The organism is Candidatus Microbacterium colombiense (genome assembly GCA_029203165.1).
Taxonomy (GTDB): domain Bacteria; phylum Actinomycetota; class Actinomycetes; order Actinomycetales; family Microbacteriaceae; genus Microbacterium; species Microbacterium colombiense.
In genome coordinates this window covers 1,589,258-1,603,799 of sequence record CP119308.1, presented here as the reverse complement: position 1 = coordinate 1,603,799, position 14,542 = coordinate 1,589,258, and the positions used below count along the sequence as shown (strand labels likewise).

16 protein-coding genes are annotated in these 14,542 nt (G+C 68.2%); 11 read left to right on the top strand and 5 right to left on the bottom strand.

The genetic code is table 11. From position 1 onward, the window contains the following. The first annotated feature begins 12 nt into the window (after window positions 1-12). Both P0Y60_07750 and P0Y60_07745 read left to right on the top strand, forming a co-directional pair. A complete protein-coding gene (locus P0Y60_07750; protein WEK62618.1) occupies window positions 13-960 on the top strand; it encodes a glycosyltransferase family 2 protein in 948 nt (315 codons plus the stop codon). Window positions 961-1,000: 40 nt separating this feature from the next. Further along, window positions 1,001-1,774, top strand: a complete 774-nt coding sequence (locus tag P0Y60_07745) for an SDR family NAD(P)-dependent oxidoreductase (protein ID WEK62617.1) — start codon at window positions 1,001-1,003, stop codon at window positions 1,772-1,774. Window positions 1,775-1,827: 53 nt separating this feature from the next. Here P0Y60_07745 and P0Y60_07740 read toward each other — a convergent pair whose 3' ends face one another. After that, on the bottom strand, window positions 1,828-3,882 hold the full coding sequence (locus P0Y60_07740; GenBank protein WEK62877.1) for an ABC transporter ATP-binding protein: 2,055 nt from the start codon (window positions 3,880-3,882) through the stop codon (window positions 1,828-1,830). 167 nt (window positions 3,883-4,049) lie between these two features. On the opposite strand from P0Y60_07740, the gene P0Y60_07735 reads away from it, so the two are divergent. Beyond that, complete coding sequence (locus P0Y60_07735) at window positions 4,050-5,522, top strand: MDR family MFS transporter (GenBank protein ID WEK62616.1); 1,473 nt, start codon at window positions 4,050-4,052, stop codon at window positions 5,520-5,522. A 22-nt stretch (window positions 5,523-5,544) separates the two neighbouring features. Here the strand turns inward: P0Y60_07735 and P0Y60_07730 are convergent, their stop codons facing one another. After that, window positions 5,545-5,691, bottom strand: a complete 147-nt coding sequence (locus P0Y60_07730; protein WEK62615.1) for a hypothetical protein — start codon at window positions 5,689-5,691, stop codon at window positions 5,545-5,547. Window positions 5,692-5,766: 75 nt separating this feature from the next. Between P0Y60_07730 and P0Y60_07725 the strand changes: the two genes are divergently transcribed. Together P0Y60_07725 and P0Y60_07720 are read left to right on the top strand one after the other, a co-directional pair. After that, window positions 5,767-6,360 carry a 1-acyl-sn-glycerol-3-phosphate acyltransferase gene (locus tag P0Y60_07725; protein ID WEK62614.1) on the top strand — a complete coding sequence of 198 codons (594 nt, stop codon included), beginning with the start codon at window positions 5,767-5,769 and terminating at the stop codon, window positions 6,358-6,360. A 90-nt stretch (window positions 6,361-6,450) separates the two neighbouring features. After that, the gene (locus P0Y60_07720) at window positions 6,451-6,981 is read left to right on the top strand and encodes a DUF6328 family protein (protein WEK62613.1); all 531 of its coding nucleotides are present in this window, start codon (window positions 6,451-6,453) and stop codon (window positions 6,979-6,981) included. A gap of 24 nt (window positions 6,982-7,005) precedes the next feature. Here P0Y60_07720 and P0Y60_07715 read toward each other — a convergent pair whose 3' ends face one another. Then, on the bottom strand, window positions 7,006-7,545 hold the full coding sequence (locus P0Y60_07715) for a DNA starvation/stationary phase protection protein (GenBank protein ID WEK62612.1): 540 nt from the start codon (window positions 7,543-7,545) through the stop codon (window positions 7,006-7,008). 101 nt (window positions 7,546-7,646) lie between these two features. Between P0Y60_07715 and P0Y60_07710 the strand changes: the two genes are divergently transcribed. From P0Y60_07710 to P0Y60_07700, 3 genes are all read left to right on the top strand, one after another. Then, window positions 7,647-8,129, top strand: a complete 483-nt coding sequence (locus P0Y60_07710; protein ID WEK62611.1) for a GNAT family N-acetyltransferase — start codon at window positions 7,647-7,649, stop codon at window positions 8,127-8,129. Window positions 8,130-8,236: 107 nt separating this feature from the next. Further along, window positions 8,237-8,536 (top strand): Fe-S cluster assembly protein HesB, encoded by a 300-nt coding sequence (locus P0Y60_07705; protein WEK62610.1) that lies wholly within the window; start codon window positions 8,237-8,239, stop codon window positions 8,534-8,536. A 156-nt stretch (window positions 8,537-8,692) separates the two neighbouring features. Further along, window positions 8,693-9,037, top strand: coding sequence for a LysR family transcriptional regulator (locus tag P0Y60_07700; GenBank protein ID WEK62609.1), 345 nt, complete (start codon window positions 8,693-8,695; stop codon window positions 9,035-9,037). Between the two features lie 4 nt (window positions 9,038-9,041). On the opposite strand, the gene P0Y60_07695 is transcribed toward P0Y60_07700, so the two are convergent. Together P0Y60_07695 and P0Y60_07690 are read right to left on the bottom strand one after the other, a co-directional pair. Beyond that, a complete protein-coding gene (locus tag P0Y60_07695; protein ID WEK62608.1) occupies window positions 9,042-10,703 on the bottom strand; it encodes an ABC-F family ATP-binding cassette domain-containing protein in 1,662 nt (553 codons plus the stop codon). 61 nt (window positions 10,704-10,764) lie between these two features. Beyond that, window positions 10,765-11,328 carry an alpha/beta hydrolase gene (locus P0Y60_07690; protein ID WEK62607.1) on the bottom strand — a complete coding sequence of 188 codons (564 nt, stop codon included), beginning with the start codon at window positions 11,326-11,328 and terminating at the stop codon, window positions 10,765-10,767. Window positions 11,329-11,630: 302 nt separating this feature from the next. Between P0Y60_07690 and P0Y60_07685 the strand changes: the two genes are divergently transcribed. From P0Y60_07685 to P0Y60_07675, 3 genes are all read left to right on the top strand, one after another. Next, window positions 11,631-12,110: a hypothetical protein gene (locus P0Y60_07685; GenBank protein WEK62876.1), complete on the top strand. Its 480-nt coding sequence runs from the start codon at window positions 11,631-11,633 to the stop codon at window positions 12,108-12,110. 5 nt (window positions 12,111-12,115) lie between these two features. Next, window positions 12,116-13,084, top strand: a complete 969-nt coding sequence (locus tag P0Y60_07680; protein ID WEK62875.1) for a cation transporter — start codon at window positions 12,116-12,118, stop codon at window positions 13,082-13,084. Between the two features lie 79 nt (window positions 13,085-13,163). After that, window positions 13,164-14,036, top strand: coding sequence for a transposase (locus P0Y60_07675; protein ID WEK62606.1), 873 nt, complete (start codon window positions 13,164-13,166; stop codon window positions 14,034-14,036). Window positions 14,037-14,542: the final 506 nt, after the last annotated feature.

Sequence of the window (14,542 nt, the reverse complement as noted above, 5' to 3'; positions counted from 1 at the left end):
TAGAATCGGCTCGTGACTGCACCCGATCCGATCGTGACCATGATCGTTCCCGGGCGTGACATCGCCCCGTTCGCTCCCGCGGCGCTCGACTCGCTGCGGGCACAGACCGAACAACGGTGGCGGGCGATCCTCGTCGACGACGGCTCGACCGACGCGACCGGGTCGATCTTCGCCGAAGCTGCGTCGGCGGACCCGCGATTCCGGGTGATCCGTCACGATGCCTCCCGCGGACTCGGCGCCGCGCGGAACGTCGCTCTCGACCTGGTCGACACCCCGTACCTGGGGTTCCTCGACGGCGACGATGAACTCACGACGACTGCGCTCGCCCGGCTCACCGGCACCCTGGAGCAGACGGGCAGCGACTTCGTCGCCGGGGCGTATGTGCGCTCGCGTCCGCATCACGATGGCTACGTGGCGGGGCGCGTGCAGCCCTGGGTGACCGCGGCCACCGACCCGGAGCGGCAGCGTACGACGATCCTGCAGCATCCGAACGCCTCGGCGAACATCGTCGCCTGGTCGAAGGTCAGCCGCACCGACTTCTGGCACGATCTGCGCTTCCCCGAAGGCGTCGCGTACGAGGATCAGATCGTCGCCCAGCTCATGTACACGCGGGCGCGCACCTTCGACGTGATCCCCGACGTCGTCGTGCGCTGGCGCATCCGCGCAGACGGAACCTCGATCACGCAGGGCAAGGCGCAGCTGCCCGTGCTGCGCGACTACCTCGCAGCGCTGCGTGGCGGCATCCGGACTCTGCGTGCCGCCGGTGCCAGCGCCGCCGTCACCGCGCGGCTCGACCTGATCATCGCGATGGATGTGCCCCCTCTTCTCGAGATCGCCGTCTCGCACGCCGACCCGGCGTATGCGGAGGAGGTCGACGCCTTCCTCGACGAGCTCCGCGCTCTGCCGGAGTACGCCGACTCCTCCCCCGACCCCACCCTCGCCGCCGCCCTCGCCTGGTGAACGACGCGACGAGCCGCCTGCCCACGTCTCGAGGAGATCGATGAACGACTACCTGACCGACCTGTTCTCGCTGGACGGCCGCACCGCGATCGTCACCGGCGGGAGCTCCGGCATCGGCCGCGGTATCGCCACGGCCCTCGCCCGGGCGGGCGCAGCCACCGTCATCGTCGCCCGCGGCGAGGAGCGCATCGCGCAGACCGTGCGCGAGCTGCGCGATCACAGGTGCCGCGCCGCCGGCGTCGTCGGCGATCTGAGTACCCGCGCGGGCATCCATGCCGTCGCGGAGGCGGCGACCGCTCCGTTCGGCGAGCCCGACATCCTCGTGAACTCAGCCGGAATCAACATCCGTCCCGCCTACGCAGACATCACCGAGGACGACTGGGATGCGACCATGACGGTCAATGCGCTCGCACCGTTCCTCCTGGGGCAGCGCTATGCCAAGGGCATGGCGGCGCGCGGATACGGCCGGCTCATCCACATCAGCTCACAGCAGGCGCATCGCGCGTTCGTCTCCAGCGGCATCTACGGAGCGTCGAAGGGCGCCGTCGAATCCCTCATGCGCTCCGAAGCCGAAGCCTGGGGCGGTACCGGCGTCACGAGCAACACCCTGGTCCCCGGCTTCGTGCTCACCCCGTTGAACGCGCGCCTGCAGGAGGACCCGGAGAAGATCGCTGCGCTGGCCGCCCGCACCATGATCGGTCGCAACGGCCTGCCGAGCGACTTCGCCGGCGCGGCCGTCTTCCTCGCCGGAACCGGCTCGGGCTACATCACCGGGCACTCGCTGTTCGTCGACGGCGGACTGTCGGTGCACTGATCGAGTGCGGCCTGCCGGCGCAGTGATCGATCGCAGCCTGCCGGTGAACGCGCTCAGGCCTCGTCGGGGTAGACCCTGGCGTCGGTGCGCGGAACGTTGAGCAGGGGCACCGCCGCCGTGAGCGCGGCCACGGCATCGGCGCCGGCCGAATCGACCGGCGCGCGGTCCGCCCGACGGTCGGCGAGAGCGGCCTTCGCTCCCCCGGCCACACTCGCCTCGACAGCGACCTCGGTGTCGAGCACCCGGGAGGCCGCGACCTGCTGAGCGGCGAGCTCGGCGTACAGCCCTCCCCGAGCGAGGAGCTCGGAGTGCGTGCCGGATTCGACGATCTGCCCTGCTTCGAGCACGTGGATGACATCGGCGCCCATCACCGTCGACAGACGGTGCGCGATCGACAGCGTGGTGCGCCCACGCGCGGCCTCGTCCAGCGCCTCCTGCACGACGCGCTCGGATACGGTATCGAGCGCAGACGTGGCTTCGTCGAGCAGAAGCACCGGCGGATCCTTCAGCAGCACGCGGGCGATCGCGATGCGCTGTTTCTCACCGCCGGAGAGTCGGTATCCACGCTCACCCACGACGGTGTCATACCCCTGCTCGAACCCGGCGATGATGTGGTGGATGTTCGCCGCGGTGCATGCCGCGATGAGCTCGTCTTCCGTCGCATCGGGCTTCGCGTAGAGCAGGTTCTCGCGGATCGTCGCATGGAACAGGTATGTCTCCTGCGACACGATGCCGACATCGTCGATGATCGACTCCTGCGTGAGCGTGCGCACATCGGCCCCGGCGAAGAGCACCGCGCCGTCGTGCGCCTCGTACAGGCGAGGCGCGAGGTACAGCACGGTCGTCTTCCCCGCGCCGGAGGGGCCGACGAAAGCCACGTGCTGGCCGGGCTCCGCCACGAAGGAGACGCCCTGCAGTGTCGGGCGGGCGTCTGCGGAGGCATCCGGATAGCGGAACACCACGTTCGAGAACTCGATGCGCCCGCGTGGTCCCGGCGCCTGGGCGACGGTGATCGCGCCCGGCGCGTCCTCGATCTCGGGGACGAGGTCGAGGTATTCGAAGATACGGGCGAACAACGCCGACGACGTCTGCAGGTCGAGCGACACGCGCATGAGACCCATCAACGGCTGGAGCAGGCGCGCCTGCACCGTCGTGAACGCGACGACGGTGCCCGCGGTGATCGTGCCCGCCCCGCCGGCGATCAGATAGCCCGAGACCAGGTAGATCACGGCGGGGACGCTGGCCATCAGTACCTGGACGACCGCGAAGAAACCCTGGCCGCTCATCGCCCTGCGCACCTGAAGTCGCACCTGGTTGCGGTTCTCCGCCTGATAGCGCTCGGATTCGGTGCGCTGACGGTTGAACGCCTTCGACAGCAGCATCCCCGAGACGCTCAGCGTCTCCTGGGTGATCGTGGTGAGCTCCGACAGCGATTCCTGTGTCTCGCCGGCGATCCGTGCGCGTACCTGACCCACTCGACGCTGCACGATGATGAGGAACGGCATCAGCACGACCGCGATCAGAGTGAGCCGCCAATCGATCAGGATCATCGCGACGAGCGAGGCGATCACTGTGACCACGTTGCCCAGGATGCTCGTGACGGTGTTGGTCAGCACACCGGACACCCCGCCGACGTCATTCTGCAGTCGCGATTGGATCACCCCGGTCTTGGTGCGGGTGAAGAACCCGAGTTCCATGGCCTGGAGGTGCTCGAACAGGCGCACCCGGAGGTCGCCCGTGACGCTGTTGCCCACGGTGGAGGTGAGCCAGGTCTGCGCGACGCCGAGCGCTGCGGAGAAGAGGAAGAGCGCGACCATCGCGACGACCAGCCCGATCAGCAGGTCGAGGTGCGGACCTCCACCCGCCACGGGGAAGAGCGCATCGTCGAAGATGCGCTGCACGATGAGCGGCGGGATCACCGCGATCGCAGCGCCGACGACGACCAGGACGCCGGTGAACATGATGCGCGTCTTGTAGGCGCTGAACAGGGTCACGACGCGCGCGCCGAGTCCGCTGATGCGCGGCGCCTCGGCGTTGAGCCGACGCTGCGCGTCTTCATCGACACCGCGGAAACCTCCGCCGCGTCCCCCGCCCATACCGCCGCCCATACTCATGTCGCCAGCGTAGTCATGCCCTCGGACGCTGGGGCCGCCCGATACGCGGACAGCGGATCCTGACGGATGCGGAATGAAATGTCCGAACCTGTCGTTACGCTGAATGACTTCCGCGAACTCTCGCGCACCTTCCTCCCTCTCTTCTGTGCCTAGGAGGCCGCATGTCCGCCGTCGACACCGGTTCGATCACGACCCCCACCCCCGCGGGAGGAACGATCTCGCGCTCTGACATGCGCGTGATCTGGCTCCTGCTCGTCGCCGCCTTCGTCGCCATCCTCAACGAGACGACGATGGGCATCGCGATCCCGCACCTCAACACCGACCTCGGCATCCCGCCCGAGCTCGGACAGTGGCTCACGAGCGCCTTCATGCTCACCATGGCCGTCGTCATCCCGACCACCGGGTTCATCCTGCAGCGGTTCACGACCCGCCAGGTCTTCATCGCCGCGATGACGGCGTTCTCCCTCGGCACACTGGTCGCGCTCGTCGCCCCCGGTTTCGCTGTGCTGCTGGTCGGCCGCGTGATCCAGGCCGCCGGAACCGGCATCATGATGCCGCTGCTGATGACCACGATCATGAACGTCGTCCCCCCGCAGTCGCGCGGACGCATGATGGGCCGCGTCGGTCTGGTCATCTCGCTCGCCCCGGCCATCGGCCCGACCCTCGCCGGCGCCGTGCTCGAGACCCTGAACTGGCGTGCGATCTTCGCGATCATCCTGCCGATCGCGCTGATCGCCCTTGCCATGGGAGCGAAGTGGATGACCAACCTCGGTGAGACCCGCAAGGTCCCGCTCGATGTGCTCTCGATCCCGCTCGCGGCCCTGGGCTTCGGCGGCGTCGTGTTCGGCCTCAGCCAGTTCGGCGGCGAGGGCGGGTCCGGCGAGACGACCGGCATCCTCTCCCTCGTCGTGGGCGCCGTGTCGCTCGGCCTCTTCGTGTGGCGCCAGCTTCTGCTGCAGCGCGCCGATGACGCACTGCTCGATCTGCGCGTGTTCCGCTCCGTGAACTTCACCTTCTCGGTGATCATCATGACGATCCTCGCGCTGTCGATGTTCGGCACGCTGACGCTCCTGCCCCAGTACCTGCAGAACGTGGCCGGCCTCAACCCGTTGGAATCAGGACTGATCCTGCTTCCCGGCTCGGTGCTCATGGGCCTGCTCGGTCCGGTGATGGGTCGTATCTACGACGCCCGTGGCACGCGTCCGCTGCTGATCCCTGGCACGATCCTGGTGTCCGCCGCGCTGTTCTACTACTCGACGGTGGGCGAGCACACCGTGTGGTGGGTGCTGATCATCGTGCAGGCAGCGATGTCGGTCGGTCTCGCGATGTCGTTCACGCCGCTGTTCTCCGCCTCGCTCGGCTCACTGCAGCGTTCGCTGTACTCGCATGGCTCCGCGGTGCTGAACACGCTTCAGCAGGTGGGGGGCGCAGCGGGCGTCGCCCTGCTCACGGTCACGTACTCGTCGATCCTGCATGCCGGTGAGGCCGAGGGCCTGGAGACGGCCGTGGCCGGCGCGCCCGGGGCGCGCATGGCATTCCTGATCGCAGCGATCATCTCGCTGGCGGCCGTGGCACTGAGCCCGTTCGTGCGCAAGCCGGCCGATGACGCCGGCGAGTTCCACGGCGGTCACTGATCACCGGCGCGGCGTCTGCGGCCTACTGCCCCTTGGGGGCGGGGAAGTGGCAGACGCCGCCGCTGCAGTAGCCGGCTGCGACGTCATCGAGCAGATTCAGAGCGTCCGGCAGCGGCTGCAACCCGATGGGTGCACCCTGCTCCGTCGCGTCCTGCTGCGTCTTGTCCATCCCTCGATCGTACGCCTCTCGCACGGGTGAGGCGCCGGTTCCGTGCGCACGGCCGTCATCGCCTACGGTGGGAGCATGGTCCGACGCTCTCTCGCCCGCCTCTATTGGGCTGTCAGTCGCTGGACTCTGGTCGGACATGACGCCGTGCCGACCCGTCCGACCATCCTGATCGGCGCCCCCCACACGTCCAACTGGGACTTCGTGCTGATGCTCGCGATCGCCTGGCGACTCGGTATCGATGTGCACTGGCTCGGCAAGAAGAGTCTGTTCCGCGGATGGCGTGGCCCCGTCATGCGCAAGCTCGGGGGTGTCGCCGTCGATCGCGCCGATCCCGGCCGCGTCGTCGCCGACGTCGTGAGTCAGGTGCAGGCGGGTGACGTCTTCGGCCTCGTGATCACGCCCGACGGCACGCGTGGGGGCAATGACTACTGGAAGTCCGGGTTCTACCGGATCGCCCGGGAGACCGGGATGCCCGTCACCCTCGGCTTCGTCGATCGCGCGACGATGACGACCGGACTCGGCCCGACGCTCGAGCTCTCCGGCGATGTCGCAGCCGACATGGATCGCATCCGTGAGTTCTACGCCGACAAGAGCGGGCTGCGCCCCGAGCGACGCACAGTCCCCCGGCTTCGCGAGGAGAGCACCGGCGCCACGGGCGCTCCATCCTGAGCGCAGAGGGTCAGTCGACGGGCTCACTCTGAGTCCGCGTGTGGACGAAGAGCCTGGACAGCTCGGCATCGTGCCCGGGAGACTGGCCTCATGACATCCGATCGAACGCCTCCCGACTCGGTCGAACACGACGATCGCGTCGACGGCCGAGACGAGACGCCCAACGAGCGAGCGGATCGGAACTGGGACGAACTGATGCAGGAGCTGCGTGTGATGCAGACCGGCACCCAGATCCTCACCGGGTTCCTGCTCGCAGTCGCCTTCCAGCCGCGCTTCACCGATATGGACGAACTCCAGCGGGATGTGTACGTCGTCCTGGTGGCTCTCGCCGCGATCGCGACGATTCTGTCGCTCGCGCCGGTGGGCATGCACCGGGCCCTGTTCGGGAGTCGGCGCAAACCGGAACTCGTGCGGGTGGCTGCCCGCATCGTGAAGGTCGACCTCGTCGTGATCGCCGCGTTGACGATCGGCGTCACGACCCTGATCGTCGACTTCACGGTGAACCGCTCGGCCGGCATCATCGCACTCGTCGTGTCGGTGATCGGCGTGACCGTGCTGTGGTTCGCCCTCCCGCACTTCGTGCGGCGCGGCTTCCGCCGCGACATCGACCCGGTGGCGTGAGCCGCCGGATCGCATCGCACGGCGTCATCGACCTGCGGGGGTCCGGTTCTCTGCGCTGACCATCCACGCGAACTGCTCCAACCGCTCGATGATCGCGTGCAGGAGGTCGGCCGACGTCGGGTCTTCCTCATCGACTTCATCGTGGACGCCGCGCATCGTCGCCACGACGGCTTCGAGCCGCTCGGTGACCAGGTCGATCGTCTCCGACGTCGACACCTCGCCCGCGGGGAACTCGGGAAGCGTCGTCTTCCCGGCGACCGTCGCGCTGCGACCGTCCGGGACGGCATGCAGAGCCCTCATGCGTTCGGCGATCGTGTCGCTGAACACCCGCGCCTCGTCGATGATCTCGTCGAGTTGACGGTGCGTGTCACGGAAGTTCTGGCCCACCACATTCCAGTGCGCCTGCTTGCCCTGCAGCGCGAGCTCGAGCAGATCGACGAGCACGGCCTGCAGATCGGCGGCCAGAGTCGCGGACGCCTGGAACCCCTTCTCCGCATTCTGCCGGCGAGTGGTCTTCGCGCCGCGAGCGGCGCGCGTCGATGCGGATGTCTTCTTCTCAGCCATGATGTGTCCTCCTGCCGCGACGCTAGCGCCGTGAGTGGGAGCGGCCGAGGGGGTTGACACCGACCTTGCTGCCCTCGATCGTGTGACCCGGAAGGACGACGATGAACTCACACCATCCACACCCATCGCTGAAGATCTCACCGCTCTCGGAGTGCGATGCGGGAGAGGTGCTCACGCTGCAGAGGGCGGCTTTCGTCTCGGAGGCGCAGCTCTACGGCACGGCCGACATGCCTCCTCTCACCCAGACACTCGAGCAGATGTCCGCCGAACTCCGCGAGGGCACAGGTCTCGGTGCTCGGGACGATGGTCGTCTGGTCGGCGCGATCCGCTACCGCGTCGACGGTGACGTGCTCCTGATCGGGCGGATCGCGGTCGCCCCCGACCAACAGGGAGAAGGCGTCGGCCGGGCGCTTCTCGAGGCTGCGGAGAGCCGATCGGGGGCGCGGGAAGCCGAGCTGTTCACCGGGAGCAGGAGCACGGCGAACATCCGGCTGTACGAGAGTTGCGGGTATTCGCAAAGCGATCGCATCCCCGACGGGGACGGCGGCGAGCAGGTGTTCCTGCGCAAGCAGCTCGGATCGTGAGAGGTTCCTCCGAACTCGCGCAAGGGGGTTGAACGTCGCGCCGAGGTCAGGAATCGTAGCCCGGACATGTCGCGACCGCGCCATGCCCCGACCGGAAGGAGAGTCTCGTGCTCACCCTCACCGATAACGCCACCGCCATCGTGACCACTCTCGTCACCCGCCAGAGCGACGCGCCAGAAGCCGGGCTTCGCATCCACTCCACACCGGCTCAGGAACCCGGAGCCGCCGCGCGACTGGCCGTGCTGGTCACACCGGATCCCGAGCCCGCCGACCAGGTCGTCGAGGTCTCCGGCACCCGGCTCTTCCTCGATGAAGCCGCGGCCGCCGCTCTCGAGGACAAGATCCTCGATGCGGGCGTCGATGACGAAGGCTCCGTGTCGTTCGCGGTGCTGCCTCAGGTCGCCTGACGGCAGGCTGACGGATGCCGCGACCGCATACCGGTCGCGGCATCCTCTCCGTCTGGCCTCTGCTCTCCCGTACGACTGGACGCGCACTCCTCGACTGTTCGTCGTCGCGTAACCTGGGAGAGTCGCGCACACCGCGCGAGCCGTCGAAGGGTTCCCGTGAAGATCGCTCTGCTCCGCCGCTACGTCGCTCTGGCGGACACGCTGCATTTTCCCCGCACTGCTGCGAACCTCGGCATCCCGCTCGCGTCGCTGTACACCTCACTCGACAAGATCGAGGAGGAGGTCGGGCACACGCTCATCAACCGTGAGGGCACTCCCCGTCTCACCTCCGTGGGCGAGTTGTTCCTGGTCGAGGCTCGGGCGACCGTCGCGGCGGCTCCCCCTCCGGCGGCGAAGACCATCGCCCCTGCCGGCGGAAAGGCCAAGGCGTCGAAGGGCAAGGGACGAGCACCCATCGTCAAAGGGCAGCCGAAGCCCTACAAGAAGCGCCAGGGCCGCTAGCGGCTCAGCTCTCGACGACCTGGCCGCTCTCGACTCTCCAGCGCCGGTCGATCCGCACGGTGTCGAGCATCCGCCGGTCATGCGTCACGAGCAGCAGGGTCCCCTCGTAGGACTCGAGTGCCTGCTCCAGCTGTTCGATCGCCGGCAGATCCAGGTGGTTCGTCGGTTCGTCGAGCACGAGCAGATTGACGCCACGCGCCTGCAGCAGTGCCAGTGCGGCGCGGGTGCGCTCCCCGGGAGACAGACCATCCACCGGGCGGGTCACATGATCGGCCTTCAGACCGAACTTCGCGAGCAGCGTGCGCACGTCGCCCGAGGCGAGTTCGGGCACCAAGGCTTCGAACGCGTCGGCGAGCGGTACTGATCCGACGAGGAGCGATCGGGCCTGATCGATCTCCCCGATCTCGACGCTCACGCCCAGACTCGCCGTCCCCTCATCCGGCTCTCGTGTGCCGAGCAGCGCGCGCAGGAGCGTGGACTTGCCCGCACCGTTCGGCCCGGTGATCCCGATCCGGTCGCCCGCATTCACCTGCAGGGAGACAGGCCCGAGAACGAAGTCGCCCTGGCGGACCACGGCCGAACTCAACGTCGAGACGACTCCGCTCGATCGCGGAGCCGCGCCGATCGAGAACTCCAGCTGCCATTCCTTCCGCGGCTCGTCGACCTCCTCGAGGCGCGCGATCCGGCTCTCCATCTGGCGCACCTTCTGCGCCTGCTTCTCACTGGACTCCGTCGAGGCCTTGCGACGGATCTTGTCGTTGTCCGGCGCCTTCTTCATCGCATTGCGCACGCCCTGACTCGACCACTCCCGCTGGGTGCGAGCGCGCGCGACGAGATCCGCCTTCTTGTCGGCGAACTCGTCGTACTTCTCCCGCAGGTGGCGGCGCAGAGTGGCCCGTTCTTCGAGATAGGACTCGTAGCCACCGCCGTACACGCGATTCGATCCCTGCACGAGATCCAGCTCGAGCACGCGGGTGACGGCGCGGGCGAGGAACTCCCGGTCGTGGCTGACGAGCACCGCTCCCCCGCGCAACCCGCGCACGAACATCTCGAGCCGCTCGAGGCCGTCGAGGTCGAGGTCGTTCGTCGGCTCATCGAGAAGCACGATGTCGAAGCGCGACAACAGCAGCGCCGCAAGGCCGACGCGCGCCGCCTGGCCGCCGGAGAGCGAGGTCATGAGCGCGTCCTCGGCCGATCCGCCCGCGAGGTGGAGTCCGAGCTCGGCGAGCACGACGGGAATGCGCTCGTCGAGATCCGCCGCTCCACTGGCGAGCCACCGATCCAATGCGGTCGAGTAGACGTCGGCCGGATCGGGGCCCGTGGCCGGAGCCGGTTCGGCCAGTGCCACCGCCGCGGCATCCATATCGATCGTCGCCTGCATGCACCCGGTACGGCGGCCGATGTAAGCGGCCACGGTCTCTCCCGCGGCGCGCTCATGCTCTTGGGGGAGCCACCCGACGAACGCGTCCCACGGCGCCAGCGACACCGAGCCCGACGCCGGCGCATCCACGCCTGCGAGGAGACGAAGGAGCGTCGACTTGCCGGCACCGTTCGCCCCGACGACGCCGATCACATCTCCCGGCGAGACGGTCAGATCCAGGGATTCGAAGAGGATGCGGTGACCGTAGCCACCGGCGAGGTTCTGCGCGACGAGCGTTGCGGTCATCCGACAATTCTCTCAGGCGGTCAGGACATCCGCTGCCCGAGCGGATACCGCGCCCCCGCGGTCAGTCCCAGTCCAGGTACTCCTCGATGATCACGCCCGTCTCGATCGGGTGATGCATCGGGAAGAGGTGATCTCCGGCGATGGTCTTGATGCTCGAGCGATCCGGCACGGTGGCCTGCAGACGCTCGGCGTTGGTCGGAGGGGTGTCGACATCTTCGGTGCCCTGCACGATCAGCACCGGGATGGCCGGCGCGACCGCGATGTCCACGTCTTCCACGCCGAGCAGCAGCAGACCGTTGGCACGGTCGACGTGTGCGGCGACGAGTGCGCGTGCGATCGTGCCGCCGAAACCGTGGCCGCCGACCCAGGTGTCTTCGATTCCGACGTGATCGATCACGGCGAGCGCATCGGCGACGCGCTCGTCGAGCGAAGCCTGTCCGTCCGCGCGGTGTCCGACGCGCAGCACGTGGAAGCCGGCTTCCTCGGCGAGGTAGTGCGCAGACACGCTCAACACGTCGGCCGCGAGACCCTGCTCCTGGATGAGGACGAGCTTGACCGGTCCGTCGCCCTCGTCCACGAAGGGGATGGCGCGTCCGTCGGGTTCGAAGATCTGGGTGTCGACCATTCTCAGCAGTCTCCTCGCGGTGTCGTTGTCGGGACGCTCTGTCTGCGCCTCGGAAGCCTCAGGTGACCCGCACGGAACGGCCGCTCTCGAATCGCGATGGACCCGATCTGGCCCTTTCCAGCGGTTCGGCGGGCGCCCGCGCGGTTCCCCGCAAGCCAGACGCACCAGTACCAGCGTATCTCGCCGCCGTCATGCGCCGCATCCGGATCTTCCTCACCGGCCTCCGCCTAGCGCGTGCGGTCGAGTGCGTCAATCGCCTTCCTGCGCGCGAGCGCTCGGCGCACACTCGAGCCGTGAGCACGATGAGCGTGCGCCTGCGGGCGGCGACAAGTACGCTGGCGGCGATCATGACCGCGGTCCTCTTGAGCGGATGTGGCATCTCCATCCCCTCCGATCCTGACGGGACCCTCGACGCGGTGAGCGGTGCCGAGTTACGGGTGGGAGTGGCGCCCGAGGGCGAGCTCGTGCATGTCGACGGCGCGACGCCGTCGGGATCCGTCATCGATCTCGTCGAGGGCTTCGCGAAGAGCATCGACGCCGAGCCCGAATGGACCGTCGCCACGGAGGAGACACTGGTGAGGATGCTCGGAGAGGGCGACCTCGACCTCGTGGCGGGCGGGTTCACGACCGACACGCCCTGGGTCGACAAGGCCGGGATCACTCGTGGGTACGTCGGCATCGAGGGCGCCGGCGAACGCGAACTCGTGATGCTGGTGCCGCTCGGAGAGAACGCCTTCCTCTCGACGCTCGAGCAGTACCTCGACGAAGAGGTCGGCTCTTGAGCGGCATCCATGAGTTCGGCCGTACCGATCTGCCGCCCGAACAGGCACAGGCGCTGCGCCGGGCCGTGCGCTGGGAATGGTTCACGATCGGCTACACGAGCATCACGATCGCCGTGATCGCGCTCGTCGTGGGCAACTCGCAGGCGATGCGCACGGCGTGGATCGAGGACATGCTGTCCCTCATCCCCCAGTTCGCCTTCCTCATCGCCCTGCTCTTCGTCCGCCGCCGCCCGTCGCGTACCCATCCGTACGGTCTGCATCGGGCGATGGGCATCGGACACCTCGTCGCCGGCGTCGCCCTCCTGGCGGTCGGAGCGAACCTGGCGGTCGAATCCGCTCTGGGACTCATCGCCGGGGAGCATCCGACCATCGGCACCGTGCTGATCTGGGGCCACACGATCTGGCTCGGATGGCTGATGGTCGCCGTGATGGCGGTCGTCGTCATCGGACCGATCTTCTTCTACGGGCCGGCGAAGGCGAAGCTCGCCCCGGTGCTGCACAACAAGCTCCTCTACGCCGACGCCGACATGGCCAAGGCGGACTGGCAGACGACCGTCGCCTCGATCGTCGGCGTGCTCGGTGTGGGAGCCGGTCTGTGGTGGCTCGACGGCGCTGCGGCCGTGTTCATCTCGCTCGGCATCATCTGGGACGGAGCGAAGAACACCAGGACCGCGATCATCGACCTCATGGATCAGCGGGCCCGGACATACGACAGCAAGGATCCGGATCCCCTGGCCCGGCAGATCGTCTCGTATCTGCTCTCGCAGCGCTGGGTGAAGGATGCCGCGGTGCGACTTCGCGACCAGGGACAGGTGTTCCACGTCGAGGCGTTCGTCGTCCCGCGTCGCGGGCGCATCGCCGTGCGCGACGTCACCTCAGTGGCCGAAGGGATCGCAGATCTGGACTGGAAGGTGCAGGACGTCGTGATCGTTCCCGCCGCCGAACTCCCCGACGAGGCTGACCCTGGCAGGTAGGCACACCGTCTCGTGCGCCACCGCCCTAGACTCGTGACCTCGGCAACGATGCCGAGAAACCGGCGGAGAGGGGAACGCGATGACCGACACCGCTCTGTCCCTGATCGCCGCGACGCTGTACGCCGAGCTGCCCGGTGACTTCATCTCCTCAAGGGACGCTGAGGCGAAGGCCGCCGATGACCGTGACCTCGCCACGCAGATCAAGGCGCTGCGCAAGCCGTCGGTCGCGGCATGGGTCGTCAACCTGTTCGCCCGGGAGCGCGGTCCACAGCTCGCCGAGGCGCTGCACCTGGCCGCAGACCTCCGTGAAGCGCAGGACGAGCTCGACGCCCCGACGCTCGCGAAGCTCGGCCGTGAGCGTCGCGCACTCACCCGACGCCTCGCCCAGAACGCTGCCGAGCTGGCGACCTCGCGGGGCGAGCGCATCACCGCGACCACCCTGGATGCGGTCGAGCGGACGATCTCCGCCGCCTTCTTCGATCCGGATGCCGGATCCGCCGTCGCGTCCGGTCGTCTGATCCGTGAACTCGATCCGTCTGAGGCCGTGGACCTGGGCGCGGCGGTCGGTGGCGGCACGCCGGAAGCCCCATCCCCTCCCCCGGTTCCTGCCGACGAAGTCAGCGCACGTCGAGAGCGGCGGGCCGCGGAACGATCCCTTCACGATGCGGAGCAGGCCCGCGAGCGCGCCGAGCGCGAGCACGCGAAGGCGGAGAAGGCGCAGCAGGACGCGTCCGCTCAGGTCACCCAGCAGGATGCCCGCGTCGCCGCGCTCGAGAAGGACCTCGCGCAGGCGCGGAAGGATGCCGAGCGCGCACGGGTGGAGGCGGATGCCGCCTCATCTCGCACCGCAGCGTCGGCTGCTCACCTCGCCGGCACCGAAGGCGCGGAGTCCGAGGCGAAGGTCGCACTCGACGCGCTCACCGATCGGGCGCGCGCCATAGCCAGAGACTGAAGCCGATCGAAACGATGCAGATGATGTTCACGGCACCGGCGATCAGGACCACGCGCAGATTCGTCGACCGGCACGGGTCGACGCTTGGAGAGCCCGAGACCTGCGAAGAGCATGACGAATGCGGCGCCGGGCACAAGCCAGGAGGAGATGTCCAGGATCGGATCACTCCGACGGATCGGAGGACGGTGCCTCTCACGCCACTGCCGCCGAGTGCCCGGGATGTCTCTGTTCGCTCGGGCACCAGAGGCCCTGGTCCAGCCACCGCAGACAACGCGGCGAAGTATCGTGAGCCGAACTCGACGGCCGTGATCGCCTTCAGCCTGTATCCCAGCGGTACGGGGTACCGGGTCGCGTCGTCACCGACCTCGTGAAGGTAGACGTGCCGTCGATCGATCCTGCGCAGCGTTCCCGCCCACATCGCATGCCTCTCCCGCTCCTTCTGGATTCCGATGAGACGCCCGCCCTGTCCCATCCCCCGCAGGACACCTTCCGTCGAATCCAACGAC